The 26,233-nt window shown below is 37.8% G+C and carries 28 protein-coding genes and 1 riboswitch; of the genes, 17 read left to right on the forward strand and 11 right to left on the reverse strand.

The window, feature by feature from the left end; genetic code table 11:
- The first annotated feature begins 66 nt into the window (after positions 1–66).
- A riboswitch (SAM riboswitch) is annotated at positions 67–178 on the forward strand.
- A gap of 101 nt (positions 179–279) precedes the next feature.
- Positions 280–1,515 (forward strand): homoserine dehydrogenase, encoded by a 1,236-nt coding sequence (locus tag J7E63_RS11685; RefSeq protein WP_215012252.1) that lies wholly within the window; start codon positions 280–282, stop codon positions 1,513–1,515.
- 58 nt (positions 1,516–1,573) lie between these two features.
- Here J7E63_RS11685 and J7E63_RS11690 read toward each other — a convergent pair whose 3' ends face one another.
- From J7E63_RS11690 to J7E63_RS11700, 3 genes are all read right to left on the reverse strand, one after another.
- Positions 1,574–1,762, reverse strand: a complete 189-nt coding sequence (locus tag J7E63_RS11690) for a YfhD family protein (RefSeq protein ID WP_215012254.1) — start codon at positions 1,760–1,762, stop codon at positions 1,574–1,576.
- A 140-nt stretch (positions 1,763–1,902) separates the two neighbouring features.
- Entirely contained in the window at positions 1,903–2,037 is a 135-nt protein-coding gene (locus J7E63_RS11695; RefSeq protein WP_082797355.1) for a YfhE family protein, read from the reverse strand.
- Positions 2,038–2,157: 120 nt separating this feature from the next.
- Entirely contained in the window at positions 2,158–3,066 is a 909-nt protein-coding gene (locus J7E63_RS11700) for a TIGR01777 family oxidoreductase (protein WP_215012256.1), read from the reverse strand.
- A gap of 76 nt (positions 3,067–3,142) precedes the next feature.
- On the opposite strand from J7E63_RS11700, the gene recX reads away from it, so the two are divergent.
- The gene (recX, locus tag J7E63_RS11705; RefSeq protein WP_215012258.1) at positions 3,143–3,958 is read left to right on the forward strand and encodes a recombination regulator RecX; all 816 of its coding nucleotides are present in this window, start codon (positions 3,143–3,145) and stop codon (positions 3,956–3,958) included.
- 8 nt (positions 3,959–3,966) lie between these two features.
- Here recX and J7E63_RS11710 read toward each other — a convergent pair whose 3' ends face one another.
- Entirely contained in the window at positions 3,967–4,644 is a 678-nt protein-coding gene (locus J7E63_RS11710; RefSeq protein WP_215012260.1) for an SDR family NAD(P)-dependent oxidoreductase, read from the reverse strand.
- Between the two features lie 86 nt (positions 4,645–4,730).
- Between J7E63_RS11710 and J7E63_RS11715 the strand changes: the two genes are divergently transcribed.
- Positions 4,731–5,057 carry a YfhH family protein gene (locus J7E63_RS11715; RefSeq protein ID WP_214998180.1) on the forward strand — a complete coding sequence of 109 codons (327 nt, stop codon included), beginning with the start codon at positions 4,731–4,733 and terminating at the stop codon, positions 5,055–5,057.
- A 57-nt stretch (positions 5,058–5,114) separates the two neighbouring features.
- Here the strand turns inward: J7E63_RS11715 and J7E63_RS11720 are convergent, their stop codons facing one another.
- Positions 5,115–5,291 carry a small, acid-soluble spore protein K gene (locus J7E63_RS11720; RefSeq protein WP_066070009.1) on the reverse strand — a complete coding sequence of 59 codons (177 nt, stop codon included), beginning with the start codon at positions 5,289–5,291 and terminating at the stop codon, positions 5,115–5,117.
- A 127-nt stretch (positions 5,292–5,418) separates the two neighbouring features.
- Here J7E63_RS11720 and J7E63_RS11725 point away from each other — a divergent pair, with 127 nt between their 5' ends.
- The gene (locus J7E63_RS11725) at positions 5,419–5,688 is read left to right on the forward strand and encodes a YfhJ family protein (protein ID WP_215012262.1); all 270 of its coding nucleotides are present in this window, start codon (positions 5,419–5,421) and stop codon (positions 5,686–5,688) included.
- Between the two features lie 27 nt (positions 5,689–5,715).
- Here the strand turns inward: J7E63_RS11725 and J7E63_RS11730 are convergent, their stop codons facing one another.
- On the reverse strand, positions 5,716–6,696 hold the full coding sequence (locus J7E63_RS11730) for a metal-dependent hydrolase (protein WP_215012264.1): 981 nt from the start codon (positions 6,694–6,696) through the stop codon (positions 5,716–5,718).
- Between the two features lie 124 nt (positions 6,697–6,820).
- Between J7E63_RS11730 and mutY the strand changes: the two genes are divergently transcribed.
- A complete protein-coding gene (mutY, locus tag J7E63_RS11735; RefSeq protein ID WP_215012266.1) occupies positions 6,821–7,921 on the forward strand; it encodes an A/G-specific adenine glycosylase in 1,101 nt (366 codons plus the stop codon).
- A 26-nt stretch (positions 7,922–7,947) separates the two neighbouring features.
- On the opposite strand, the gene J7E63_RS11740 is transcribed toward mutY, so the two are convergent.
- A complete protein-coding gene (locus tag J7E63_RS11740; RefSeq protein ID WP_215012268.1) occupies positions 7,948–8,172 on the reverse strand; it encodes a hypothetical protein in 225 nt (74 codons plus the stop codon).
- A 114-nt stretch (positions 8,173–8,286) separates the two neighbouring features.
- Here J7E63_RS11740 and fabL point away from each other — a divergent pair, with 114 nt between their 5' ends.
- The 5 genes from fabL (at position 8,287) to J7E63_RS11765 (ending at position 12,438) form a co-directional block, all read left to right on the forward strand.
- Positions 8,287–9,036, forward strand: a complete 750-nt coding sequence (gene fabL / locus J7E63_RS11745) for an enoyl-[acyl-carrier-protein] reductase FabL (protein ID WP_215012270.1) — start codon at positions 8,287–8,289, stop codon at positions 9,034–9,036.
- Positions 9,037–9,110: 74 nt separating this feature from the next.
- Complete coding sequence (locus J7E63_RS11750) at positions 9,111–9,443, forward strand: gamma-type small acid-soluble spore protein (protein WP_215012272.1); 333 nt, start codon at positions 9,111–9,113, stop codon at positions 9,441–9,443.
- A gap of 150 nt (positions 9,444–9,593) precedes the next feature.
- Positions 9,594–9,851 (forward strand): YgaB family protein, encoded by a 258-nt coding sequence (locus J7E63_RS11755; protein ID WP_215012274.1) that lies wholly within the window; start codon positions 9,594–9,596, stop codon positions 9,849–9,851.
- A 203-nt stretch (positions 9,852–10,054) separates the two neighbouring features.
- On the forward strand, positions 10,055–10,585 hold the full coding sequence (ntdP, locus tag J7E63_RS11760; protein WP_088085870.1) for a nucleoside tri-diphosphate phosphatase: 531 nt from the start codon (positions 10,055–10,057) through the stop codon (positions 10,583–10,585).
- Positions 10,586–10,671: 86 nt separating this feature from the next.
- Positions 10,672–12,438, forward strand: coding sequence for an ABC transporter ATP-binding protein (locus J7E63_RS11765; RefSeq protein ID WP_215012276.1), 1,767 nt, complete (start codon positions 10,672–10,674; stop codon positions 12,436–12,438).
- Between the two features lie 14 nt (positions 12,439–12,452).
- Here J7E63_RS11765 and J7E63_RS11770 read toward each other — a convergent pair whose 3' ends face one another.
- The 3 genes from J7E63_RS11770 to J7E63_RS11780 all read right to left on the reverse strand — a co-directional run bounded on the left by J7E63_RS11770 (position 12,453) and on the right by J7E63_RS11780 (position 19,842).
- Positions 12,453–13,526 carry an FUSC family protein gene (locus tag J7E63_RS11770; RefSeq protein ID WP_215012284.1) on the reverse strand — a complete coding sequence of 358 codons (1,074 nt, stop codon included), beginning with the start codon at positions 13,524–13,526 and terminating at the stop codon, positions 12,453–12,455.
- 229 nt (positions 13,527–13,755) lie between these two features.
- A complete protein-coding gene (locus J7E63_RS11775) occupies positions 13,756–18,225 on the reverse strand; it encodes a glutamate synthase-related protein (protein WP_215012286.1) in 4,470 nt (1,489 codons plus the stop codon).
- Positions 18,226–18,546: 321 nt separating this feature from the next.
- Positions 18,547–19,842 (reverse strand): glutamate-1-semialdehyde 2,1-aminomutase, encoded by a 1,296-nt coding sequence (locus J7E63_RS11780; protein WP_215012288.1) that lies wholly within the window; start codon positions 19,840–19,842, stop codon positions 18,547–18,549.
- 160 nt (positions 19,843–20,002) lie between these two features.
- On the opposite strand from J7E63_RS11780, the gene J7E63_RS11785 reads away from it, so the two are divergent.
- The 6 genes from J7E63_RS11785 to perR all read left to right on the forward strand — a co-directional run bounded on the left by J7E63_RS11785 (position 20,003) and on the right by perR (position 24,458).
- Positions 20,003–21,010, forward strand: a complete 1,008-nt coding sequence (locus J7E63_RS11785; protein WP_215012296.1) for an ABC transporter ATP-binding protein — start codon at positions 20,003–20,005, stop codon at positions 21,008–21,010.
- A complete protein-coding gene (locus tag J7E63_RS11790) occupies positions 21,011–21,802 on the forward strand; it encodes an ABC transporter permease (protein WP_215012303.1) in 792 nt (263 codons plus the stop codon).
- Between the two features lie 3 nt (positions 21,803–21,805).
- On the forward strand, positions 21,806–22,591 hold the full coding sequence (locus tag J7E63_RS11795; protein ID WP_215012311.1) for an ABC transporter permease: 786 nt from the start codon (positions 21,806–21,808) through the stop codon (positions 22,589–22,591).
- A gap of 70 nt (positions 22,592–22,661) precedes the next feature.
- The gene (locus tag J7E63_RS11800; protein ID WP_215012313.1) at positions 22,662–23,060 is read left to right on the forward strand and encodes an ion channel; all 399 of its coding nucleotides are present in this window, start codon (positions 22,662–22,664) and stop codon (positions 23,058–23,060) included.
- Positions 23,061–23,139: 79 nt separating this feature from the next.
- On the forward strand, positions 23,140–23,610 hold the full coding sequence (gene bcp / locus J7E63_RS11805) for a thioredoxin-dependent thiol peroxidase (protein WP_215012315.1): 471 nt from the start codon (positions 23,140–23,142) through the stop codon (positions 23,608–23,610).
- A 410-nt stretch (positions 23,611–24,020) separates the two neighbouring features.
- A complete protein-coding gene (gene perR, locus J7E63_RS11810; RefSeq protein WP_026564336.1) occupies positions 24,021–24,458 on the forward strand; it encodes a peroxide-responsive transcriptional repressor PerR in 438 nt (145 codons plus the stop codon).
- A gap of 112 nt (positions 24,459–24,570) precedes the next feature.
- On the opposite strand, the gene J7E63_RS11815 is transcribed toward perR, so the two are convergent.
- Positions 24,571–24,915, reverse strand: a complete 345-nt coding sequence (locus tag J7E63_RS11815; protein WP_088085881.1) for a YgzB family protein — start codon at positions 24,913–24,915, stop codon at positions 24,571–24,573.
- A gap of 153 nt (positions 24,916–25,068) precedes the next feature.
- Here J7E63_RS11815 and J7E63_RS11820 point away from each other — a divergent pair, with 153 nt between their 5' ends.
- On the forward strand, positions 25,069–25,944 hold the full coding sequence (locus J7E63_RS11820; RefSeq protein WP_215012317.1) for a nucleotidyltransferase-like protein: 876 nt from the start codon (positions 25,069–25,071) through the stop codon (positions 25,942–25,944).
- Positions 25,945–26,233 lie beyond the last annotated feature (289 nt).

Raw genomic sequence — 26,233 nt, forward strand, 5'->3', positions numbered from 1 at the left:
TACCTTGGAATCAACTAGAATTCTCTTTATAACTTGGAAGTTAAATGAAAAACTAACTAAATAAAACTCTTATCCAGAGCGGCGGAGGGACTAGGCCCGATGAAGCCCGGCAACCATCAAGGTAATTCTTGAAAAGGTGCTAATTCCTGCAGGTTATTTTTAACCTGACAGATAAGAGGAGGAAATCTACCCTCTTCTTATGAAGAGGGTTTTTTCTTATTTATATGATATAAAAAAAACCTATTAGTCATGTCTAATATTATTTAAGGGGTGGAGAGCATGTCTGTCATTAAAGTGGCAATTCTAGGCTTTGGTACAGTTGGGGAAGGCGTTTATAGAACAATTCAATCTCATGCGGAAGAGCTTGAGAGAGTGTTAGGGAGAAAAGTGGAAGTTGCAGCCATACTAATTAAAAATAAGCAGAAAAAGAGAAATATTAATAACGATGTACTAATCACCTCAGATTTCAATGAAATTTTAAGTCTTCCGCAGCTTGATGTTGTTGTCGAAGCAATCGTCGACAAAGAACCCCCCTTTACTTTTTTAAAACAAGCTATAAAAAGTGGTTGCCACATAATCACAGCGAATAAAGAAATGTTTGCACACCACGGGAATGAGTTGCTCGAGTTAGCCGAGAATTATAATGTTTCGGTGGGTTACGAAGCCACAGTTGCGGGTGGTATTCCGGTTATTCAAACCTTAAGGCAGTTATTAAATGTTAACCGAGTTCGTCACATCCAAGGAATTCTTAATGGGACATCGAATTTTATCCTAACGGAAATGCGCGAGAAGAAGCAGTCATTTGCTGATGCTCTTATTTTAGCGCAAGAGAAGGGGTATGCTGAAGTGGATCCAACCAACGATGTGGAGGGCTTTGATGCTTTTTATAAAACAATGATTCTCAGCAGAATTGCTTTTGGGAAAGAACCAAATTGGCAGGATGTTGAACGTGAAGGGATTACTTCGATCACGAGTGAATTAATTGAAGCGACTGAAAAGCTTGGGTTAAGGTTTAAACATATTGCAAGTATTCATATGATAGGTGATCAAATTAATGCAACCGTTAGACCGGTTCTTGTTGGGAAAACACATCCATTTTATTCTATTGAAGGGGTAGAAAACGCTGTAAATGTTCACTCAGATATTGTTGGGAGTATCACTTTACAGGGACCAGGAGCGGGGATGTTTCCAACTGCAAGTGCTGTAATTGAAGATTTAGTCTATGTCTGTCAAAATCAAACGATCAGTAGAAGGGCTCAGAGATCTTCTGCGGTTTCTGTGGAAGAGAATAATGGTCTATTAAAAGAGTATTGGTTAGTTCAAGGGCCTTTAATTGATTATATCTCGCCTGCGCTTACATGGATTGAAGAAGTCTCTGATGAAATAATAGTAATCCAGGGTGCGAAAGAGGAAGTAGAATATTTAGTTAAACAACAAAAGTCACTACGGTATTATCCAATCCTAGGAGAGTACGAATCGACCATATCAAAAAAGGCAGTAGAGTTAGCGCGCTGAGATAAGTTTTAATATATAAAAAGAAGCAGGATGTCCTGCTTCTTCTTTTTGGCCTAAATCATTTATTTCTTTTCATGTTTACACGTTGATTAGCAGCATTGGCACGTGCGAGTGCCTCAAGATCTGCATGGTCTGCAAATTCTGCAGAGTATTCTACATCATTTCCATCCGTTATTTTTAGGTTCTTAGGTGTTTGTGGAAGTGAGCTTTTGTTACTATTACCAGTTCCATTATGCATACGACCCATTACTAAAAACCCCTTTCATTGTTAACTTTCAGGAGCCGAATTGCTCCCTTTAATATCATTTACAATTAGAAAGGTAACCATGAATGGAAAATACTTCAGGAGAACTATTAGGTCCATATATAATCTCAGATATAGTTTAACTATAGTCTCGTTTTTTTGTCGTGGTATCCGCCTGCCCGGTCTGCCATTTTAAATTCTCTTTGATATGAGACTTCCTGCATACTGGTTAATGAGTATTTGCCTCGATCCTTATCTTTTTTCTTTTTTTCCGCCATTTTGCTCATTCCTTTCAACATTTTTTTAGTTAATTGTCATCAAGCTATGTGGTAAAAAATAAAAGCACGTTATGTACTTATTTCCATTTTTACCTTTTAAGAAAGGAATGATACTATTTTTTAAGAAAATATATTTTTCAATGCCAAATGTAAATCGGAATACTTAAATTGATAGCCAGTTTCTAAAAGCTTATTCGGTAATACCCTTTGTCCATCAACCACCAATGTACTCATTTCACCAAGCAGCAGACGTAGTGCAAAACTTGGGACCGGAAGCCAGTGGGGGCGGTTTAATACTCGTGCAAGTGTTTTTCCAAACTCAGTCATCGTTACCGATTTCGGTGCAGTGAAATTGATGGGTCCATCCATTTTTTCATTTTCGATAATAAAGGATATCCCTTGGACCACATCCTCAATGTGAATCCATGACATCCACTGACGTCCATTTCCAATGGGACCACCGATAAATGATTTATAAGGGATTGCCATTTTTTGAAGAGCCCCTTGGTGTTTATCAAGGATGATTCCGAACCTGCAAAAAACAGTACGTATCCCTAATTGGCTGGCTTTTCCAGCTTCGATTTCCCATTGCTTAACTGTGTCGGCCAAGAAATCATTCCCAAAGCCATGGTTATCTTCTTCAGTAAAAGTTTTATCAAAGGATGTTCCATAAATCCCAATTGCACTTGCATTGATCAGTGCCTTTGGTTTGGTGTCTAATTTATTTATAATGGCTAGCAGTGCATGAACAGACTCTAAGCGACTGTTTAGAATCTTTTCTTTTCTTTTTACCGTCCAACGTCCACTATTAATCGATTCGCCTGCAAGGTTGATAAAAATATCAGTATCTTGGAGTTCATGAATGGGGCTTGAAATATCACTTAGCCACTCGACGTATCGAATTCCATCACTACGATTTGTCTCAATCGATTTTCTTGATAAAATAATTATCTCATGATTATTTTTCAACAGGTGTTTGGTAAGTGCTTGCCCTACAAAGCCTGTTCCGCCTGCAATCGTTATTTTCATTTTTTTCGCCCCCTTTTACGTTTAATCTTACAATAGATAATGAGGAATATGGTAAAGTATTGATGAGGTGAATAACGTGGCCATTATAACAAAGATCACCACACAACAGAAAACTCAGGATCGATTCAATATTTTTATGGATTACGGTAAGGGTAAGGGTGAGGAATTTGCCTTTAGTGTCGACAGTGATGTTCTAATCAAATTTCAATTAAAAAAAGGAATGGAGCTTGATGATTTTTCCTTCGTAGAAATTCAGTATCAAGACGACATTCGCAAAGCATACAACAAAGCCATTCATTACTTAGCCAGAAGAATGAGATCGGAAAAAGAAATAAAAGATTATCTTGTATTAAAGGAAATAGATGAACCTGTCATCAATGAAATTCTTCATAGATTAACTGCCCAGAAATACATAAATGACGAGGAATTCGCGTTGGCCTATGTACGAACCCAAGCCAATACTACTGATAAAGGTCCCAATGTAATAAAAATGGAATTAAAGGAAAAGGGAATAGTAGAAGGAATTCTCAACCATGCACTAAAGGAATATCCTCTCGAGCAACAGATTGAAAAAGCAACCAAAATAAGCTCAAAGTTTTACGAAAAGAATACAAAGGAATCATTAAAAATTCAAAAACAGAAACTTGAGAATCTGCTCCTTAGAAAAGGTTATCCATATGAAGTCATTAATATTGCTGTTAATGATGTCGGGATGAACAACGAGATGGATGAGGAAATGGAGGCAATCAGATTCCAAGGTGAGAAGGCCCATCGGAAATTTAGTCAATACAGTGGCTTTGAATATGAACAAAAGATGAAACAAGCATTATATCGAAAAGGGTTCCCGATAGAGCTCATCGAATCATACTTATCAGAAAGTAAAAAATCATGACAAAAGCATCATGATTTTTTACTTTCGATAATAATGGAATCTTGATTCATTTGTTCGATAATCATTTCGGCAACTTCCCTTGGTGAGCGGAAACGGGAGGTATCTTTGACATGGTCACTATTATCCCAAAACGGTGTGTCCATTCCTCCCATATACACCGCATTAAATTTAATCCCACTCCCTTCGTATTCTTTCTGCAGACTCTCTGTAAAGCCTCTAATTGCAAATTTACTAGCCACATAAACCGCTTCATTCACTTTTCCACGCAAGCCAGCTGTTGAAATTATATTCAAAATGCGTCCGTCTGAAGTCTTTAGCAGTTGAGGTAAAATTGCTTTGGTCATTAAAATAGTTCCTGAAACATTTGTATTGATCATTTCTGTTATGTGATGTTCATCCATTTCCACAAATGGACCGAAATGCCCAACTCCAGCATTATTAACTAATCCGTATATATTATATGTATGACTAATTTCTTCAGCTTTTTTCGAAACATCTTTCGCATTTCCAATATCTATAGGAAGGATATCAGCACTTCCTCCACTTGCTTCAATTTCTTCTTTTGTAGTTGTTAATTTATCAAATGTCCGCCCTGTTAACAAAAGGTGATAGCCCTTTTGCGAAAAGAGATGCGCTAATTCTTTTCCTAAACCAGAGCCTGCCCCAGTAATAATGATCGTTTTCATTCTAAAATCTCCTTTGTATATTAGTTCATCCTTTATTTATTATATTATAATATACTAAAATGAAGTTATAAGGGGAGTGAATTCAAATGCAACAAGAGAAACGCTACAGTACCATGTCAGAACATGAATTAAGACAAGAAATTGGCATGCTCCAAGAACAAGCCAGAAAAGCAGAACAAATGGGAATGGTCAATGAGTTTGCCGTGCTTGAACGAAAGGTTCAAATGGCCAGAGCATACCTGATTGACCCTCATTCGTTTAAACCTGGAGAAATTTATGAAATAGACGGGGACCCAGGACAATATTTTAAAATTGATTATATGAATGGTGTGTTTGCTTGGGGTTATCGACTTGCAGGAGAGGGAAAAGAAGAAGCGTTGCCAATCTCATTATTGAATCAGCCAAAAAAATAATTGGACAAACCAGAGAATAAGACCTCTGGCTTGTCTAGTTTTTACAGATAGAAAGGTTTATTTATAAACCTGTGGCGACTCATCATCGCGCTCTCCTGAAGCACGCATCCGCTCCTGTGGATGGGTATTAATCGTGCCATCTGCTCTTGTTGAAGCATATTCTGCTTTTGCTCTTGGCTCTCCCTCGAGCTTGTTATTATTTTGATTTGGGAAATTAGTTGCTTTATTTCTCATGCTGTACCTCCATTAAGGGAATGAGAACACGTGAAAAGCAAAGCATTCTCAATGCTTACCACGTAAAGATAGTATCTGCTTTTTTAAAATAGGTTATGTTAAAAGAAATTGGCAATGAGGTGGAGATATGAACGATTATCATGAAAGATTAACAAAACTGCTATTAGCTAAAAACGACAAACTCTCGTCTAACCAAGCACGAACATGGGTTGAACTTCTTTGGGATGATTTTGAAACCACTTATGCAAAAGCAGGCAGGGAATATATGGGCAGTGAAGTAGCAGAAAGAATTGTCAAACAATGGATAGAAAACTACGGTGATAAACTGCATGAATTTGCAGCTACTAACCCCAAATACAAGGATTATTTAAATCAGGATAAAAATAGCTTAAACTAAAAAAGCGAGTGACAAAGTCACCGCTTTTTAACTTGGAATTATACTTAATTTCTTTCGTAATTTCTTCTCACTAAACACCCACCCCGTATAGGAGCTAATTGGATTTAAGTTACAATCTAATTGAACAACGGCCACAAACGGATAATGTCCATTGCTCCGATAGCGTAAATCAATGAAGCGAACTTCGTAAAAATCAATAAATTCATCGACTTCCCAGCGATAGACTGGTGAAAAGGATAAAAATGCTGAAAGGTTTTTATCCTTTTTTGCTGCCTCGATTACGGGTGTTTTCGGAACGGGTATTCGATTAAAATGGTCTAAGATTTCAACTTTTTTATTTACTGCTTTTCCCACAAAAAATTGTTTCTTGTTCATGGCAGCAATTCTCCATTGATGAAACCTCATGGTTGGTGCAATAATTATTTCTGTTGCATCGGGAATTATTCTTTTTACCTCAACCAATACCCTTTTTTTCGCCCTAAAACGAGCGAGATAGTAAGCTATAATGACTGCATACATTATCAAAAAGGTATAACCTGGATTTGCTCCTAAAAGCCAAATAACGATTCCAATGATATGGATCCCAAAGATAATCGGGTCAAACGTATTTATAACCCCTAGAGCAACCCATTTTGTAGAAAAAGGTCTTAGGGCCTGCGTACCGTAGGCGTTAAATATATCAACAAATACATGGATAAAAACAGCTGCAAATGTCCAAGCCCATAAATGAAAAAGATTGGCATCAGGAAAAAACGGATAGATAACGGCTAACAGTACGAGCGGCCACAATATTACAGCGGGGATGGAGTGGGTAATCCCGCGATGATTTCGAATATATATAGCATTATTTCTTAGCTTCAAAACGGTATCAATATCAGGTATTTGCGACCCAGCAATGGTTGCAATTAAAACACTTGTCGTGGTCGCGTGGCTACTTATTACTGCGGGATCAAGTGTAGCAAGACCACCAAGTGCAATACCCATGACAACATGAGTTCCTGTATCCAAAAGGAAATCCTCCTTCAATATAGTTCTTGTAAAACTAAACAAATTGAATTATCGTAAAACAAATACATACTTATTATATTGCCTTTTTTCATACATGTTAACAACATCTGGAGGAACAAAAGTTATGATAATTGAACTAAAGAATATAGAAAAAATCAACATATCAGCTTTTCAAAATGATTTAATATCCTGGTTTAAACGAGAACAACGGGACTTGCCATGGCGAAAAGACCAAGATCCATACAAAATATGGGTCTCAGAAATTATGCTCCAACAAACAAGAGTTGATACAGTAATCCCCTATTTTAATCGCTTTATTGAATGGTTTCCCACCATTGGAGACCTTGCCGAGGCAGAGGAGGATAAAGTGCTTAAGGCCTGGGAAGGGCTGGGATATTATTCAAGGGTTCGAAATTTGCAATCAGCTGTTAAGGAAGTAAGCGAGAAATATAGCGGTGAAGTGCCAAATACCCCAGAAAAGATAGCTGAACTAAAAGGGGTGGGACCTTATACAGCTGGTGCGATTTTAAGTATTGCTTATGGAATTCCAGAGCCGGCTGTGGATGGAAACGTGATGAGGGTTATTTCAAGGGTCCTTTCCATCTGGGAGGATATTGCCAAATCATCTTCGCGGAAGATTTTTGAAAAAGCAGTGCGACAGTTAATTTCACATGAAGACCCTTCCTCTTTCAACCAAGCATTAATGGAATTGGGAGCGTTAATTTGTACACCCACTTCTCCTTCATGTTTATTATGTCCAGTTCGAGAACATTGCCAAGCTTTTGATGAGGGAGTTCAAAATGAACTTCCGATAAAAACTAAAAAAACCAAGACACGAAACGTTCAACTTGCTGCTGCTATTCTTTTGGATGGAAATGGTAAGGTATTAATTCACAAGAGGCCGGCAACTGGACTGCTCGCAAATTTATGGGAATTCCCTAATGTTGAGATCCATCACCCCTTACAAAATGAACGGGAGCAGGTAGCGGACCTATTTCGCCATTCACTTGATTTAAAAGTAAAATTTGAAAAAATTATCGGTCAGCTGGAACATACTTTTTCCCACTTAGTGTGGAATATTAAGGTCTATTCAGGGACCTTAAATTCAGTCTTTCAAGAAAGTGAAGAATGGAAAATTGTTTCATTCGAAGAGATGAAAGAGTTTGCATTCCCTGTATCCTCTCAAAAAATGCTCAAGATTTTTCATGAACACCAAATGGAATGAACGCCCTATTTAAGCGGCGTTCATTTTCATTCATATACCGTTTTCGTTCCATGTGTATAATCTGCTTCTTGACGATTGATTCCGCCGCGATTCTCAATTTCTTCAATAATCTCGCGGTGAATCGTTTGTCCTTCGCTATTTAAATATGGAGTAATTTGCTGAAATGAGTGATGAAAAAAAGCAAGCTCACTGTTATCCCAATCAGATTTAGCCATCATTGAAAGCTCTGTCATATCCCGTCCAACATACATATTTTCTACTTCCTTTCATAGGTTATTTATTCCTTAGTGTTTTATAATAATTGTCTTCTATTCCTGGAAAAGTTAAAATGATAACAATACTTGAATATAGAAGGGAATAGTTAGATGACTCAGAAAGTAGCACTTATTACAGGAAGCAGCAGGGGAATCGGCAAGGCGACTGCACTTCGATTAGCTGCAGCAGGATATGATATCGTTATTAATTATGCAAGAAGTAAAAAAGGTGCCCTAGAGACTGCCGAGCAAATTGAGGCATTAGGGAGAAAGGTATTAATTGTAAAAGCAAATGTTGGCGATGTTGCTAAAATCAAAGAAATGTTCGTGCAAATTGAGGCAGAATTTGGCCGCCTGGATGTGTTTGTCAATAATGCAGCATCAGGAGTTCAGCGTCCAGTCATGGAGTTAGAAGAATCACACTGGGATTGGACCTTAAACATAAATAGCAAAGCCTTGCTATTCTGTGCACAGGAAGCGGCAAAATTAATGGAGAGAAATGGCGGGGGAAAAATTGTCAGCATCAGCTCTCTCGGTTCGATCCGTTATTTAGAAAATTACACGGTCGTAGGAGTTTCTAAAGCAGCTCTTGAGGCTCTAACAAGATATTTGGCAGTGGAGTTAGCAACGAAGAATATTGTCGTTAATGCCGTCTCAGGCGGTGCTGTTGATACCGAAGCATTAAAACACTTTCCAAATCGTGAAGAGCTATTGCAAGAAGCAAAAGAAAAAACTCCTGCTGGAAGAATGGTCGAAATTGAGGACATGGTCAATTGTGTAATGTTTCTTTTATCTGAAGAATCAAGCATGATAAGAGGGCAGACCATTATTATTGATGGTGGTATTTCATTACTCGTTTAATTATTTTTAAATAATATTTTTTGCGGATAATCTCCACGAAGCATGGTTACATTATATTCGTGGAGGTGATATCAATGGCAAACTTTAATCAACAGCCAAACAAAACTTCAGCTGGGACTAACATCCAGGAAGTAAGACAACAAAACGCTCAGTCTTCTTCAGGTCAAGGTTCTCAAGGTCAATTCGGAACTGAATTCGCTAGCGAGACAAATGCTGCTGAAGTAAGAAAACAAAACCAACAATCGGCTCAAAATTCTCAATCTGCTTCAGCTCAAGGTTCTCAAGGCTCTTCAGGCCAATTCGGAACTGAATTTGCAAGCCAAACAGATGCTCAAGAAGTAAGACAACAAAACCAACAATCTCAAGCACGTAAAAACCAAGGCAATGGCCAATTTGGTCAAAGCTAATAATAGTAATTTAGAAGGCACTCTAGATTCGTATAGAGTGTCTTCTTTCTGTTTCGACAAAACTTCTCTTAAGGTTACATATGTTGTCAAAGGAGAATAGGTCGTGTTCGAGAATACATATTAGATACAACTAATAAGGCGGTGAGGGAAATGGATCATTTTAACCGATTAGTTTCCGAACAAATGGTGACGATGGAAAAATTGCTATACCTTCAAGGAGAACTTGAACGCTGTCAACAAATCGAAGAAGAACTACAAACCTTGCAGGATGCTACAGACCTTGAGAGTGTTCAAGCTGATATCCGACTGATGAAAAAAGAGTTGAAAGAGATCCAGGCCATTTTTGAAAAGCAGACAGAAGAGGTAATTAATTCCTATCGGGAAATGAACCTAACAGCATCTTTTTAGGTAAAAAAACCAAGAATATCTAAAAAAATTCGCAAATTTTTACAAAGAGCCATCGAAATATGGCTCTTTTGTTTTAAAATCTGTTCTCAACCGTTATAATAATAGAAAATAGGAATTGTACTTTGTTGCCTTTTGTCATTATTTATTTATATATTGTTAAGAATAGGTTACAAAGCGTTCAGGAATGAAGGTAGGGGAGAAACATGGGCGTACCCATCGAAGGTGAACCAATGCAAATACATAGTTATAAGCACAATGGGCACATCCATCGCGTCTGGGAAGAAACAACCGTTTTAAAAGGGACACAGAATTTGGTGATTGGTGGCAATGACCGAACACTTGTGACAGAATCAGATGGCAGGACCTGGATAACAAGAGAACCAGCTATTTGTTATTTTCATTCACAATATTGGTTCAATGTGATTGGAATGATCCGTGAGGATGGAATCTATTATTACTGTAATATCAGTTCACCATTTATCTTTGATGGCGAAGCACTAAAGTATATTGATTATGACCTTGATATAAAGGTGTTTCCTGATATGACCTTTAATTTATTAGACGAGGATGAGTATGAACGTCATCGCCGGGAAATGAACTATCCAGCTCCTATCGATCAAATCCTAAAAAGGAATGTTGACAAGTTGATTCAATGGATCCGGCAGCGGAATGGCCCTTTTGCACCAGATTTTATCGATATCTGGTACGAACGTTATTTAACATACAGACGTTAGATGGCAATTAGAATTATATGCGCCTGTTGATTTGATCAACAGGTTTTTATTTGCTTATTAAAGAAGATTTCGAAAGGAGGACCAACTTGAGCAGTATTCGCAGGTATCTTCAATTTGTAAAACCATACCGTTTGCAAGTAATTGGGACAATTATCATTGGAGTAATCAAATTTTCCATTCCACTAATGATTCCGATGCTGATTAAATATGTTGTCGATGACATTGTTGGAAGTCCTACCCTATCCCACGGTGAAAAAATGGATAAACTGATGTTCATTATGGGTGTAATGATAGTAATCTTTGTCATCGTGAGGCCGCCAATCGAATATTATCGGCAATATTTTGCCCAGTGGACGTCCAGTAAAATATTATATGATATTCGGGATACGATGTACACACATATCCAAAAGTTAAGCTTTAGGTATTTTTCAAATACCCGTGCTGGAGAAATTATATCACGAGTCATCAATGATGTTGAGCAAACGAAGACATTTGTCATTTCAGGATTAATGAACCTTTGGCTGGATATAGCCACAATTATTATTGCAATTATTCTTATGTTTTCTATGAATGTTAAGCTGACGTTTGTTTCGATTTTGCTGTTTCCACTCTACGCCTTCTCGATTAGATTTTTCTTTGGGAATTTACGGATATTGACACGTTCGCGCTCACAGGCCCTAGCCGAAGTCCAGGCCTATTTACATGAGCGGGTGCAAGGGATGCCTGTAATCAAGAGCTTTGTGATCGAAGACTATGAACAAGGCCAATTTGATAAGCAAAATAAAAACTTCTTAGAAAAGGCATTACAGCATACAAGCTGGAATGCGAAAGCCTTTTCGGCTGTTAATACCATTACGGATATTGCCCCATTAATAGTCATTGGCTATTCTGCTTACCTCGTCATTCAAGGTCAACTATCACTTGGGACAATGGTTGCGTTTTTTGCCTATATTGATAAACTTTACAATCCATTAAGAAGATTAGTTAATTCTTCCACCACTATTACTCAATCGTTTGCATCTATGGATCGGGTATTTGAATTTTTGGATGAGAAGTATGATATCGTGGATAAACCTAATGCGAGAGAATGCAGCGAGGTACACGGAGACATTTCGTTTAAGAATGTTTATTTTTCTTATGAAAAAAAAGAGGAAATGGTTTTGACAAATATAACTTTAGATGTAAAAAGGGGAGAAACGATAGCGCTCGTAGGAATGAGCGGCGGCGGGAAATCCACACTTGTTAGTCTGATTCCCCGTTTTTACGACGTGACCGAAGGAAGCATCACTTTAGACGGGGTAGACATCCGTCAATTTAAGGTTCAAACTCTGAGAGACAAAATTGGTGTGGTTTTTCAGGATAATATTTTATTTAGTGAATCGGTTATGGATAATATTTTATTAGGGAAACCAGGTGCTTCTGCTGAAGAGGTATACATGGCTGCAAAAGCGGCCAATGCCGATGAGTTTATCTTAAACCTGTCAGAAGGGTATAACACCAAAGTAGGCGAACGCGGGGTTAAGCTTTCTGGAGGTCAGAAACAACGAGTTGCGATTGCCCGTGTCTTTTTGAAAAATCCACCTATCTTAATTCTTGACGAAGCAACCTCTGCACTAGATTTAGAGAGTGAGCATGCTATACAAGAATCACTCAAGGAGTTAGCCAAGGATAGGACTACCTTTATTGTGGCACACCGTTTGTCAACGATTACTCACGCAAATCGAATTGTCCTGATTGAACATGGTCAAATTGTAGAAGTCGGAACACATGACGAGTTGATGGCGAAGCAAGGAAATTATTACAAACTTTTTCAAGTGCAGCAGTTAGAACAAAAAGAAACCGAAGCAGAGTAATTTGCTTCGGTTTTTTATATACTTTCTTCGTCGATCGAGACTTCATTATGATGATACGAATGGAAGCTTGTAATCAGTGTATCAAGATGTTCTACCTGTTCACCGTAATCAATAATCGAAGCAACGATTTGCATTGTATGATAATGAAGTGGATTATCATGGTCGGTAATTTCTTGCTGGTGGACTAAAAATAAATCAAATAATTCCTTTTTATTTAAGCAGATCGTATTTTCAGAATCGGCAGGAGGGTTTGGAATTTTACCAATAAATCTAAGCATGAGCTGTTCATGATGGTAAATTAGGAAGTCTAATTGTTCCTGTATCGATTGTTGGAATTTTTCTGGAAGGTGTAATAATTCATTCTCAAAACGATGTAGTCTTTTTAAAGTATCAAGTGCCTTTTTTGCTGCAGAATGCATTTGTCGATAAATAACAAGCTTACGTGATTTTTCCAGACTATTTTTCTTAAAATAACTGCGTTCTTCTTTATACATACTGTAGAACTGGCCCATTTGAATGATATTCTCTTTTAATTTATCAATATCTGTTTTGAGAAGATTATGATCGAAGTCATGCCGAGTGCTTAAACGGATCCATCTAATAATTTCTTCCGTTGTGCTCGTCATTCTAAAATAAAGTTTATTTTCATACTTTGGTGGCATAAACACTAGATTGACTAAAAATGCAGAAAAGACCCCAATCATGATGGTAGAAAAACGGATCCCGGCAAATGGTATGAAATCGCCACCTGGTGTTTCCATTATGGATATTAACGTAACAAGTGATAAACCAATCGTATTTTCGAGTTTGAGCTTTAAATTAATGCCAATCACAATAATAGCAGCTAAGCCAATGACAATAATATGATTTCCTAACAGAAGTACAAAAACAACTGCAAGTAAAGCACCAATGATATTTCCTTGAATTTGTTCAATGATTGTTAAATAGGAGCGATAAATGGTCGGTTGTATCGCAAATATGGCAGCAATGCCGGCGAATACCGGTGAGGGTGAATGTAATAACTGACCTAAGTAAAGGGATAACACAATAGCAATTCCCGTTTTTAAGATGCGGGCACCTAATTTCATTCCAAATAGTTTCCTTTCAAAAATAAATATATAGTTTATGGCAGCCCCAGGTAACAGTTTTACATCGAAAACAGAACTGGCGCTTTTTCAATTAGCAATAAGTTACTATACATTGATTATCATATATTATCAAGAGAAATTATATGAATTTATATTTCATTTGTTACAGGAAAATGTCATATAAAAAAACGCCCGCTTGAGCAGCGGACGTTACTATTAGTATTCTTGATCATTCTGTTGATACAGCTGGATCTGCTTGTTCTTTGACAGGAAGAACCTGCACAAATTGATTTTCAAGATCAGTTAAAAGTACACGAAGTTGATTAGCTTCGTCAGCCTGACCATTCTGTTCAAGCAAGTCAGTATACTTGGTTAATAGCTCGTTAATATCCTGTTTGCCTTTTTCGTTTAGATCAACAACTGAAACCTTAGCTCCTTTTGCAATCCTTCTTTGAATGGCTTCTTTCGTTAATCCCATCTCAGGCTGCTGGCGAATATAGATAACCCCGCCCGTCATTCCTGCACAAATCCATGGTCCTGGGTCTCCCAGTACAAGGCCGCGGCCATTAGTCATGTATTCAAAGGCAAAACCTTTAATATTAGCATTTGAACCAATGTTACCTGCTTCTTTTTCTGGAAGTGGCTTCTTAACAGCACCGCCAATAATTAAGTCAGCACCTGAAAGTCTAATCCCTGCACGTGCATCGGCATTTCCTTGTGCAACAAGAAGACCTTTTTGAGCACCATATCCAAACCCTTTTCCGACGGAACCGTTGTAATAATTGCCATCTTTACCCTTGGATTTTAGGATATAGATATTTCCACCAAAAGAAGTCTTTCCGACACCGTCCTGACCTCCGCCATTCACAGTGATGTCAATTCCTTCACTATTATAAGCACCTAAACCATTTCCAGGAATGGAACCACCCTTATATTTAAGTTGTACGGATGGAAGTTGCTTGTATGAACCATCAAGTCTTCCACGAACACGATGACATGAAACACGGCTTCCTAGCACACGTTGTTCAGAAGTGACACTTGCAAATTCGCGAGATGAGTGTAACTGATCGACACTGCCATCAAGATACTCTGCACCCACTGCAACCTGCATTTGAACTTCTTCAATTGATTTAGATGCTTCTGTTTTTGCAAATTGGCTAATTTCTAGCGGCTTTAACAAATAGGAGAGGCTAAGCTGGCCTTGGCCTTTCATTTGCTCTAATAAATCAGAACGTCCAACAGCATCCTGTAAATTGCGAATACCAACCGATGCTGCAATTGTCTTCAACTCTGTCCCAAAGGCTGTGAAGAGATTCATAATTCCCTGCACTGCTAATTCTAATTGGCGTGGAACAAAACGTCGTAAGCCATGCTCCTTTGCTTGTGCTTCTGATTCAATTTGTGTCGCGATACCAACATGACAGGTGTCTAAATGGCAGCCACGGCAAGTCGTACAACCAATTGCCAGCATTGAAAGCGTACCGAAACCAACTCGGTTTGCACCAAGGAGCATGATCTTCATAACGTCCATGGCGCTCTTCATACCACCATCAGCCCAGATTTCTACTTTATGGCGAAGGCCGCTTTCAAGTAGGGCATTATGTGCTGCTTTTACACCAATTTCTACAGGTAAACCAACATGCTGAAGGGCATGTATTCTGGCAGCACCAGTACCGCCATCGAAGCCGCTCAAGGTGATAATGTCTGCACCAGCTTTGGCAATACCGACAGCAATTGTTCCGATATTCGGTACAACTGGAACCTTAACAGCAATTTTTGCTTGATCGTTTGCCGTTTTTAATTCAAGAATCATTTGTGCTAAATCTTCAATTGAGTAGATATCATGGTTGTTTGATGGTGAGATCAAATCAGAACCAAGTGTTGCATTACGTGCTTCTGCAACCTTCGCAGTTACCTTTGAACCTGGTAAGTGACCGCCTTCACCAGGCTTAGCGCCTTGCCCAATTTTGATTTCTAATAGATTCGAAGAGTTAAGTAGTTCAGCATTTACGCCAAATCTTCCAGAGGCAATCTGCTGACCTCTTGTTTTTGGATATTTGCCAAGCATATCTTTGATTTCTCCGCCTTCACCATTTAGGCTTATCATGTTTAACCGGTCTGCTCCTTCAGCATAAGCTCTGAATGCTGTTTCATTCTGAGAGCCAAATGACATTGAAGAAATAAGAAACGGTAAATCATGGTCCCCAACACGAAGATTAACCTCATCAGGTGAGAGAGATTTATGACTCTTTTTAAGTTGAACTAAATGGCGAATCGTTGTTGGATTCTCCGTTTCTTGTTCAGAGATTTTATCACGATAACTACTGTAGTCACCAGTAGCAGCCACTTCACCAATGGCCTTCCATATACGTGGGAAGAGATGGAAAGTCTTTCCGACTCTTTCCTTTTCATTATGGTAATCTTCTGCTCTAGACAAAGCATCCATCTTCATGGCTTCAAAATCAGTCTCAAGTTCCTTCGAGCCAAAAAAGTTAACGATGTTTAATAGGCTAGCGATTTCCTCATGTAATCCGATACTTGAGAAAAGGCGGCCGTAACCTCTCAGTTCGTGAATGCCTATTGTTGAAATTACTTTTTCTAATCCTTTTGTCAAAGCACTATATAGATTGGTTAAAGGCTTAGTTGTCTCGTCTTGAACCGTTAAGAACATGTAATATGGGCTAATTAAATCTGCCCCTAATCCAAAAGCAGTGATAATGTCATGAAGTGATCGTATAGCTCCAGAACGTAGAACTAAAGAACAATCCCTTCTTATTTCTGCCTTAACTAGTGCTTGATCAATCGCAGATGTTACTAAGTGCGGATCAATCCAATAGGAATCTTCTTGGTGTGCTTTTGCATCATCAAGAACAAGTAATGTTTTTCCAGCCTGAACTGCTTGAACGGCTTCATTTGCAAGTCTTTCTAATGCAAGCTCTAACTTTTCTTCTTTTTTGAAGGTCGTAGATATAAAGGTTACTAACTTTTGTTCCTGAAAATGGTGGACAACTTGATCAAAACTTGGCTGATCTAAACTTTCAGATAGGCTGTAGCCAGCTTTTCCTTCCAATAATAGAGGAGTTGTTAGTTCGATTACAGTTTCACTATTTTCTTTATTGAATAAGGTTGGACGCTTACCAATAATTACACGTGTGGAAAAGTGTTCTGTTTCACGGTCTCTATCAATAGCAGGATTCGTTACAACGGCAACACTTTCTTTAAAATAATCGGCAATATTTTTACGCTCTGGGTTAAGCGCAGCAAGTGGGGCATCATGGCCAAGTGAACGAATGGGTTCCACACCTTTTTCTGCCATTTGTTCGATTAATTGGATATGATCTCTTTCCCAGCCAAAAGCTTTATATTGTCCATTATGGATTTTGTCAGGATAATTCATCGTAACTGTTTTACCTAAAGCTGGTGGCAGCAAACGCGTTCTCGATTCATTGAAATTTAACTTATCAGAGAAACGAGTATAGACCTCATTCTGAAAACGAGCTTGTTCATATACTTCTAACGTTTCACCGTTCCATTTAAAGCCAACCTTTTCACCTGGTGCTAAAGGCTTCGGATCGTTCGTATATTCGCTTGAAGAAATGATTCCTGGTTCTGAAGAAAACAGATAAGAACTATCAATTTCAAGCATCCAAAGCGGACGAAGGCCAAGAGCATCCACACTAAATACTGCTTCATCTCCAAATCTAGAAATAATACCTGCAGGTCCTTGGGCAAAGTGTCCCCATGCTTCCCTTAAATAGGTATATAGATCTTGGAGATTTTCAGGATATGCCTTAATTTCATTGATAATTGGCGGGAATAAAACATCCATTGCTTCAAATAATGAAAATCCTTCACGGCAAATTAATGTTTCCATTGTACGGCTTAGATCTTGGGAGTCACTTCCCTCCTTGACAAGCGGTACACCAATCATTTTTGCTTCATCACGAAGCTTTGCAATGGTATTAATCTCCCCATTATGCCCGAGAACACTAAACGGCTGTACCCGGAAAAAGCTTGAAAGTGTATTCGTAGAATAGCGATTATGTCCGAGTGTCATGGTTGAAGCAACAAGTGGATTCGCAAGGTCATAATAGTAACGTGGAAGAATATCCCCAGCCCCCATTACCTTATAAACCACATGGTTCTGACTTAGTGAAGCCACATGGACATGCTCGTTTGTTTCTAAATCAACTAATGCATCGAAAAGGGATTTTGATAATTTCTGCCCTTTTTTTGTGGAAAGACAGGCAAATTGCCAAAAAACAGGGTTTTCCTGAATGGCAATGGGACCAAGTGCAGAAGTGTCCGTAACCTTATCAGTTTCATAAATTAAATCAAAGTCGTATTTTTCCAACTTCTTAATTAATTCTTGTTTGGTAGTTTCCCAGTTTACCTTTTGACTAATGAAAACATGACCAACAGCAAATTCTTCTTTTTCAGCTAGTGATGGTTCCTGGCCAGCCTGAAGCAATTTTTCTTTCCAAAGCTCGACAGGGATATCGGTATGAATGCCAACGCCATCGCCTTCACCGTTAATAAAACCTGCGCGATGATTCATTGTCACAAGAGCGTCTATACAATCAAATATATTTTTTCTAGTTGGGCTCTTAGTTTTTTCAAGGCATGCGACAATCCCGCAGGCATCGTGTTCTTGTTTATGGAAATCTTTGAAAAGGGAAGGGGTCCATTTTTGTGTCATCTTATTAGGCTTTAGCAGATATCTGCTAAGGCCTCTTTCACCTCCTATGAAACTTAAAGTTTGAGAATATAGTGTTTGTAGTTAGTTTTCGGTTGTTACTTTAACGAGGTATAAAGTTAAAAAGTATATCTAAAAATAATAATATAATAGTATCATAAGAATTTTCAGAAATCAAATAAATATGCAGTAATTTGGATAAGAAAAAAGTGGTTAAAAGGTGTAGGATAAATGAGGGAACATCTTATTGTAAACGTTTTCAAGAAGGTTTTATATAAAAAAGGAAGTGATTCCCACTCCCTTTTGTGCATAAAATGTGCATATTTATTCGTTAGTAAGTGAGAAAAATGCATTTCTTACCGCATGTAGTGTTGCTTCAATATCTGCTTCAGTATGAGCGATTGTCAAGAACCATGCTTCATATTTGGATGGAGCAAGGTTTATTCCTTGATGGAGCATATGTTTAAAGAACTTTGCAAATGTTTCACCGTTTGTGTTTTCAGCTTGTACATAGTTTTCGATTTTTTCATTTGTAAAATAAACAGTTAACGCACCCTTCAAACGATTAATGGTTATTTGAATGTTATTTTCCTTAGCTGCCTCTAAAATTCCTTCTTCAAGCATCGCACCTAAACGGTCTAAATAGTCATATATTCCTTCTTGTTTTAAAACCTCTAGACAGGCGATACCTGAAAGGATGGAAGCGGGATTCCCTGCCATTGTCCCTGCCTGGTAGGCTGGTCCGAGCGGTGCAACGGTTTCCATAATTTCTTTTCGGCCACCGTAGGCACCAATGGGAAGACCACCCCCAATGATTTTACCTAACACGGTTAGATCTGGCTGGATGCCTAATAAATCTTGAGCACCGCCGTACATAAAGCGGAAGGCCGTGATGACTTCATCATAAATCACAAGTGCGCCTGCTGAATGAGTAATCTCATTAACTTCCTGCAAGAAACCTGGCTTCGGTTCTACAATCCCAAAGTTACCGACAATGGGTTCCACTAATACTGCTGCGATTTGGTCGCCCCACTTAGCAATTGCCTCTTTAAATGGTTCGATATCATTGAAAGGTACCGTTATCACTTCTTGGGCAATACTTTTCGGAACACCCGCAGAATCTGGAGTGCCTAATGTAGATGGCCCCGAGCCTGCTGCAACAAGGACGAGGTCTGAATGACCGTGATAACAGCCTGCAAATTTAATAATTTTATCTCTGCCAGTGTAGGCACGAGCAACTCGGATCGTTGTCATCACGCCTTCCGTTCCAGAGTTTACGAAACGAACTTTTTCCATAGAAGGAATTGCTTCTTTTAACATTTTCGCAAATTTCACTTCATGAGGTGTTGGTGTACCATAAAGGACGCCGCTTTCTGCCGCACGTTTGATTGCCTCTGTGATATGTGGGTGGGCATGACCGGTAATAATGGGCCCATATGCTGCGAGATAATCGATATACTGATTGCCGTCGACATCCCAAAAGTAAGCACCTTGTGCGCGCTCCATTACAACCGGAGCACCTCCGCCAACAGCTTTATAAGAACGAGAGGGGCTATTAACTCCACCAACTATGTGTTCAAGTGCTTCATTATGTAATCTTTCTGAATTAATAAATTTCATTTTTTTTCCTCCTTAAATTGCTTCTTACCTATTTTATCACTTTTCTTCACCCACTTAATCTGTTTTCACTTTTGCGAAAATTAATGGGGTGCTTGATTGTTGTTTTATCAACCTCAATTGGCTAAACTAATTCTTTAGGGCATTGTTTCGGGAGGAAAAAATGAAAAATGTGATAGAAGTCAAAAATTTACGAAAAGAGTTTAAGTCATATTCCAGCAGGACAGGTTTAAAAGGGGCGTTTCGGGACTTACTAACAAGAAATTATAGAGTTGTTCCGGCTGTAAATGATATTAATTTTACAGTGAAAAAGGGTGAAATGGTCGGTTATATCGGTGAAAACGGTGCCGGGAAATCAACTACGATTAAAATGCTTACAGGAATTTTAACGCCCTCTTCAGGGGAGATCACAGTAAATGGAATGAATCCTCATAAAGAACGGGAACGATTTGTTCAAACCATTGGAGTTGTTTTCGGACAGCGTTCGCAATTATGGTGGGATATTGCTGTTCAAGAATCCTTTCGCCTTTTAAAAAAGGTGTATAAGGTATCAGATGCAGATTATAACAGCCACATGAATCATGTGATACAAACATTAGATATCGAGCCGCTCTTAGATAAGCCTGTGCGCAAATTATCTCTTGGCCAAAGAATGCGGTGTGAGCTTGCGGCTGCATTGATTCATAATCCGCCACTATTGTTTTTGGATGAACCGACGATCGGCTTAGATGTACTCGTTAAGTTGAAGATTCGTGATTTTTTAAAAGAAATCAATGAGAAATATCAGACGACAATCCTCTTAACCACACACGATTTAACCGATATTGAGGCATTATGCGAGCGGGTGATTATGCTCGATGAAGGTAAGGTTATTTATGATGGTGCGCTTAAGAATCTCCAGGAGAAATGGGGCGAAGGGAAAGAACTTCAGTTTCAGTTTCTTGAGAAGGTTGGAATTTCTGCCGTGCAAAATCTAACCAGCGGAATGCCTGTTAAGTGGGACCTTGACGAAAAAGAGCAAATCTTTACCGCAACACTTGAAGATAATGATGAACTTATTTCACAAGTAATTGCCAAAGTAGTAGCTGCATTTAAAATTAAAGATATTAAAATAAACGAAACATCTACAGAAGAAATCATTCGAAATATTTATGAAAAGGGTGCAGTATAAGTGGAGAAATACCTTGAAATGATTAGAATCCGCTTTTTAATGATGCTTGCATACCGTACCAATTATTACACAGGAATTCTAATCTATAGCATTAACATTGGGGCATATTATTTTTTATGGTCGGCGATCTATGGTTCTAAGGAACATATTGTTGGTTTATCTGTCACTCAGATGACCACATATGTAGCGGTCTCCTGGATGGCGCGAGCATTTTACTTCAACAATCTTGATCGTGAAATGGCATTAGAAATTATGGAAGGTAAAGTGGCTATTGAATTAATCAGGCCCTATAATTATCTTGGTATGAAAACGATGCAAGGTCTGGGGGAAGGGATTTTCAGGTTATTCTTTTTTTCTGCACCGGGAATGATCATTGTTTACTTCGTCTTTCCTATTAAATTTACCTGGGATCCAAGTGTCTGGGGATTGTTTGCGCTCTCCATCCTGTTAAGTTTTTTTATTAATACGGAACTGAATTTATTAACTGGGATTACTACTTTCTTCTTATATAATAACTCTGGGCTAATTCGGGCAAAACGTGTCGTTATTGATTTATTTTCAGGGCTGCTACTGCCGATTAGTTTTTTTCCAGGCTGGGCACAGGATGTGATGAAATTTCTTCCCTTTCAAGGAATTAGTTATTTTCCCAGTATGATTGTTACTAAAGGTTTTTCCCATACCCAGGCACTAGAAGCAATTTCTCAACAATTTGTTTGGGTAATCATATTATTTTTTCCAATCCAAATTCTTTGGGTTTTGGCGAAGAAACAACTGATTATTCAAGGGGGGTAAGAGTTGTTTTATATATCTATGTTTTTTCAATATATATCTCAATATTTAAAAACGAGACTTCAATATCGAGCAGATATATTTGTAGAGTTTTTCTCTGATTTACTATCACAAGCAATAAACCTTATTTTCATATTGGTCGTCTTTGGACATACCAATTTGTTAAATGGCTGGAACAGGGATGAAATCATATTTATCTATGGATTTTTTCTAGTACCTTCCGCAGTCTTTTCTGCCTTCTTTAACATTTGGGATTTTAATGAGCGCTATATAGTAAAGGGGGAGCTGGATCGTATCTTAACAAGGCCGATACACAGTCTCTTTCAAATAATTCTTGAACGAATTGAATTGGAATCATTGTTAGGGGCATTAACAGGACTTGCTGTCATGTTTTATGCGGGGAGTCGATTGGGACTGGAAGTCCATTGGTTCGATCCAATCTTATTTATTGTTTTTGTCCTCGGTGGGGCATTGGTTTATGGTGGAGTTTTCATCATGATCGCCTGCATTAGCTTTTGGGCAGATGCGCGTACATCTCTTATGCCGATGATGTACAATATTAGCAACTATGGCAGGTACCCAGTTAATATCTATAATAAACTAATTCGTTTTGTACTAACATGGGTGATGCCATTTGCCTTTGTTGGTGTTTATCCTGCTGCCTTTTTCCTTGAAAAAAAAGAATGGTTTTGGTATTCGTTCTTAACACCTGTGATGGGAATTGTTTTTTTCGTACTTTCCGTAATGCTTTGGAATCAAGGGGTAAAAAAATACCGAGGTGCGGGCAATTAACTAGAATTTGATATTTTATTGGTCAAGCGTGCATAGAAATTAAATACCAGATGTTAAAATGAGGTGGTCTGTGGTGTTTTTTTTCTTGCTTCCAATCGTCATCTTTTGCATCTTTATGAGTTTAAGGACGCTTTTTATTCCAAATACCGTAAAAGGTAAATTGGTATCGATTGATAATTTTTTGTATTTAGGTTCTGTGTATTTGACTGTTATTATTGGATTTGGTCTTATTTATTTGCTTTTTGAGTTAATCGGAATGTCATTATTGATAGAGGTAAATAATCAAAACAAAAATATTTTTGAAACAAGCTTTTACTTTAGTGCAATGACCCTATTTTCAGTTGGGAATGGCGATGTCATCCCACATGGGATAGGAAGAATCCTTACCGTTATAGAGGCCTTGATCGGTTATACACTACCAGCTGCATTTGTTGCCCGCGTTGTTTTTGATCGGGAAAAAGTAAGTTAGCGATGCAGGATAGTTGTTTTGTCAGCTGGGATTTTGCTACGCTAATGATAAGGAATAATTTACAATGGGAGTGGTAGGGATGAATGTTGAAATCGGAATGCAGGTACCTAATTTTGAGTTAGAAGCCAATAATGGAGAAACAGTAAATCCTTCAAAATTTCGGGGCACAAATGTTGTTATTTATTTTTATCCAAAAGACATGACTCCGGGCTGTACAACCGAAGCATGTGATTTTCGGGATCAAATTCAACAATTTACTGAGGTAAATGCCGTGATTTTGGGAGTCAGTCCGGATCCGGTTGACCGCCATCAGAAATTTGTAGAGAAATATGGTTTGCCATTTTTGCTACTTGCAGATACGGAAAATCTTTTAGCGGAAGCATTTGGAGTTTGGAAGTTAAAGAAAAACTTTGGGAAAGAATACATGGGTATAGAAAGATCTACTTTTATTATTGATAAGGAAGGCAAACTCGTCAAAGAATGGAGAAAGGTCAAAGTTAAAGGTCATGTAGAAGAGGCTTTATCTTACATACGAGAACAGTTAAGCTGATCTGCTTACTGAAGCCTATTTTGTGCAGAAAAGGCATTTGTCCAATGCAAGAAACGTTAGATTGAATATCATTTTATTAGGGCATACCTCCTCAGATAAACTTTGGGTCCATAGTGGCCCCTTTTTTTATGGAAATAAAAAGGATTTCTAAATTTCAATTTATATAAGCGTATATGGGATATATCATGAAATAATTTCTATGTTTGGACTTGCGGTGAATCATTTAATAATGAAAATTTTCAAGGGAAAGAAATAATTGATAATATTTATCATAAAATACAAACAAACATGGAAAATGGAAATAAACATTTCCCGTTAATGAGATAACCAATATTGACAAAAGTACAAATTACTTAGTAAAATTAATTATAACAATTATAATCTAAGAATACTTTTTAGAAAGAAGGTGCATGGCGATGAATCAGTTAAAAGAAGCGTTGGATACCTTAAAAGAAACAGGGGTACGGATTACTCCGCAGCGTCATGCGATACTTGAATATTTAATAAACTCGATGTCACATCCTACCGCAGATGATATTTATAAAGCTCTAGAGGGAAAATTCCCTAATATGAGTGTGGCGACAGTTTACAATAATTTACGAGTATTTCGTGAAGTGGGTCTAGTGAAGGAATTAACTTTTGGAGATGCCTCCAGTCGTTTTGATTTTGTAACATCCCATCATTATCATGTTATATGTGAGAAGTGTGGGAAAATTGTTGACTTCCTTTATCCGGGCTTAGATGAAGTGGAGCACTTAGCATCGCATGTAACCGGCTTTAAAGTCGAGAATCATCGTATGGAAATTTACGGTTCTTGCCCAGAGTGCGCAAGTAAAGAAGTGCATTAAATAGGATGGCGGCTGATTTTTAAAAAATCAGTCTTTTGGTGCAAATAAAAGAGGAAGAAGTAATCCATGGCAGCTATTCTGCAGATTGGTTTACTTCTTCCTCTTTTTATTTTTAGGATTTTTTATTATAGGACTCATCGAATTCCTTGCCTATTAAATTAGGGTCAAGGGTTAATGGCTCACGACAATACATACACATATCCACTCTACCAAGCATTTTAGTATGCTTACCGCAGCTTGGACATTTTACTTGGATGGTTTTTGTAGAAAGCATTCCAATCCAAAAATAAACAATAGTACTGGCAATAATAAAAAGTAGGCCCAAAATCATAAAAATGGTCATAATAAGTGGTGAAGATCGAAAAAAGATACCACCATACATAACAATGAAACCAATGAAAATTAACGATAATGCAAAGGTACGAATTTTATTTATTTTACTCGAATATTTTGCCATGTAACTCCCTCCTAGAGAAAACTATACCATATTTATAAATAGAAAAGAAAAAATCTAGGTAGAAGAATGTCGAAATTTGTCTTTGAATAAAGAAGGAGATTTGTTTTCCTTGTCGAACTTATATTGCTACCTGAAAAAAATGGAGGAATGAAGATGGAAGACATCCTTCGGCCTATTTATCAAGAAAGGGCGAGCCAATTAAATACCCTTGGAGTATTAATGGTACAAAAAAAACAAAAGTTAAGCCACATAACAGATTCATTTGATGAAATTCTCTTAGTTCTTGTCAAAGAAGCGGATCAGCCGCTATTCATTAAGCACTATACTTACTACGATAAAAAGGCAGCAATGCATATCATCACAGAAGCGCAGTTGCAAGAGTGGATATTATTAGGATCGAATCGGAAAATATTTGAATGGCTTCATGAGGCAAAAATCATTTTTGATCGAAACGAATACGTAGCCAATTTAAAAACGGAATTGCGAGAATTTCCTTTTAACGGACGCAAAATAAAAATGGGTTTAGAATTTGCCAAATTGATTCGGCGATATGTAGATGGCAAAGCTTTATTTGAAGGTCATCAGTTTTTAGATGCATACAACTATGTTGTCCATTCGCTGCACCATCTTGCCAGGTTAGCTATATTAGAAAATGGACTCCATCCAGAACTGACTGTTTGGAATCAAGTAAAACAGATTGAACCTGAAATTTTTAAACTATACGAAGAACTTGTCTATAGCGAAGAAACGCTTGAGAAAAGACTTGAGCTGCTGTTCCTTGCTAGCGAGTTCATGATCCATTCGAGAACAAATATTGGGACAGTCCATTTGTTAGATATTCTTAGTCGTAAGGAAATTTGGATGTTTAATGAAATTATGAGTGAAGAAGAGTTGCTCCCATACTCAGTCGATTTGGGAGTGCTTCTTGAATATTTAATTGATAAACATTTGATAGAAGTAGTTAATATTGAAACGAAGGGCCAGGGGGTTTTTCATAGAGGTTATCGACTCAATAAAAAATTATCATAAAAAAACAATAAAACCTATTGACCTTTTCGTTGTTACTTGGTATATTAATAACCGTCGCTGCGAAACAAACTAAATGATGTTTTCGTAAGTGACGGTTTAAAAAAAGTTATTGACACTTTCAAATGCTTTGTGTTATATTAATAAAGTCGCTTACGAGCGAATGAGAAATTGATCTTTGAAAACTAAACAAACAAAATCGTGAAAACAAACAAAATTTTTAGTTTCAATTAAGAAACTAAGCCAACGTAAAAAATGAGCTAATCAACTTTCTTGGAGAGTTTGATCCTGG

Source organism: Bacillus sp. ISL-75 (assembly GCF_018613095.1).

Excerpts from the sequence above, each read along its gene's own strand:
- J7E63_RS11685 (WP_215012252.1), top strand. The coding sequence starts at position 280 with ATGTCTGTCATTAAAGTGGCAATTCTAGGCTTTGGTACAGTTGGGGAA.
- J7E63_RS11690 (WP_215012254.1), bottom strand. The coding sequence starts at position 1,762 with ATGGGTCGTATGCATAATGGAACTGGTAATAGTAACAAAAGCTCACTT.
- J7E63_RS11695 (WP_082797355.1), bottom strand. The coding sequence starts at position 2,037 with ATGGCGGAAAAAAAGAAAAAAGATAAGGATCGAGGCAAATACTCATTA.
- J7E63_RS11700 (WP_215012256.1), bottom strand. The coding sequence starts at position 3,066 with ATGAAAATAACGATTGCAGGCGGAACAGGCTTTGTAGGGCAAGCACTT.
- J7E63_RS11710 (WP_215012260.1), bottom strand. The coding sequence starts at position 4,644 with ATGAAAACGATCATTATTACTGGGGCAGGCTCTGGTTTAGGAAAAGAA.
- J7E63_RS11715 (WP_214998180.1), top strand. The coding sequence starts at position 4,731 with ATGCAACAAGAGAAACGCTACAGTACCATGTCAGAACATGAATTAAGA.
- J7E63_RS11720 (WP_066070009.1), bottom strand. The coding sequence starts at position 5,291 with ATGAGAAATAAAGCAACTAATTTCCCAAATCAAAATAATAACAAGCTC.
- J7E63_RS11725 (WP_215012262.1), top strand. The coding sequence starts at position 5,419 with ATGAACGATTATCATGAAAGATTAACAAAACTGCTATTAGCTAAAAAC.
- mutY (WP_215012266.1), top strand. The coding sequence starts at position 6,821 with ATGATAATTGAACTAAAGAATATAGAAAAAATCAACATATCAGCTTTT.
- J7E63_RS11740 (WP_215012268.1), bottom strand. The coding sequence starts at position 8,172 with ATGTATGTTGGACGGGATATGACAGAGCTTTCAATGATGGCTAAATCT.
- fabL (WP_215012270.1), top strand. The coding sequence starts at position 8,287 with ATGACTCAGAAAGTAGCACTTATTACAGGAAGCAGCAGGGGAATCGGC.
- J7E63_RS11750 (WP_215012272.1), top strand. The coding sequence starts at position 9,111 with ATGGCAAACTTTAATCAACAGCCAAACAAAACTTCAGCTGGGACTAAC.
- J7E63_RS11755 (WP_215012274.1), top strand. The coding sequence starts at position 9,594 with ATGGATCATTTTAACCGATTAGTTTCCGAACAAATGGTGACGATGGAA.
- ntdP (WP_088085870.1), top strand. The coding sequence starts at position 10,055 with ATGGGCGTACCCATCGAAGGTGAACCAATGCAAATACATAGTTATAAG.
- J7E63_RS11770 (WP_215012284.1), bottom strand. The coding sequence starts at position 13,526 with ATGAAATTAGGTGCCCGCATCTTAAAAACGGGAATTGCTATTGTGTTA.
- J7E63_RS11775 (WP_215012286.1), bottom strand. The coding sequence starts at position 18,225 with ATGACACAAAAATGGACCCCTTCCCTTTTCAAAGATTTCCATAAACAA.
- J7E63_RS11780 (WP_215012288.1), bottom strand. The coding sequence starts at position 19,842 with ATGAAATTTATTAATTCAGAAAGATTACATAATGAAGCACTTGAACAC.
- J7E63_RS11785 (WP_215012296.1), top strand. The coding sequence starts at position 20,003 with ATGAAAAATGTGATAGAAGTCAAAAATTTACGAAAAGAGTTTAAGTCA.
- bcp (WP_215012315.1), top strand. The coding sequence starts at position 23,140 with ATGAATGTTGAAATCGGAATGCAGGTACCTAATTTTGAGTTAGAAGCC.
- perR (WP_026564336.1), top strand. The coding sequence starts at position 24,021 with ATGGCGATGAATCAGTTAAAAGAAGCGTTGGATACCTTAAAAGAAACA.
- J7E63_RS11815 (WP_088085881.1), bottom strand. The coding sequence starts at position 24,915 with ATGGCAAAATATTCGAGTAAAATAAATAAAATTCGTACCTTTGCATTA.
- J7E63_RS11820 (WP_215012317.1), top strand. The coding sequence starts at position 25,069 with ATGGAAGACATCCTTCGGCCTATTTATCAAGAAAGGGCGAGCCAATTA.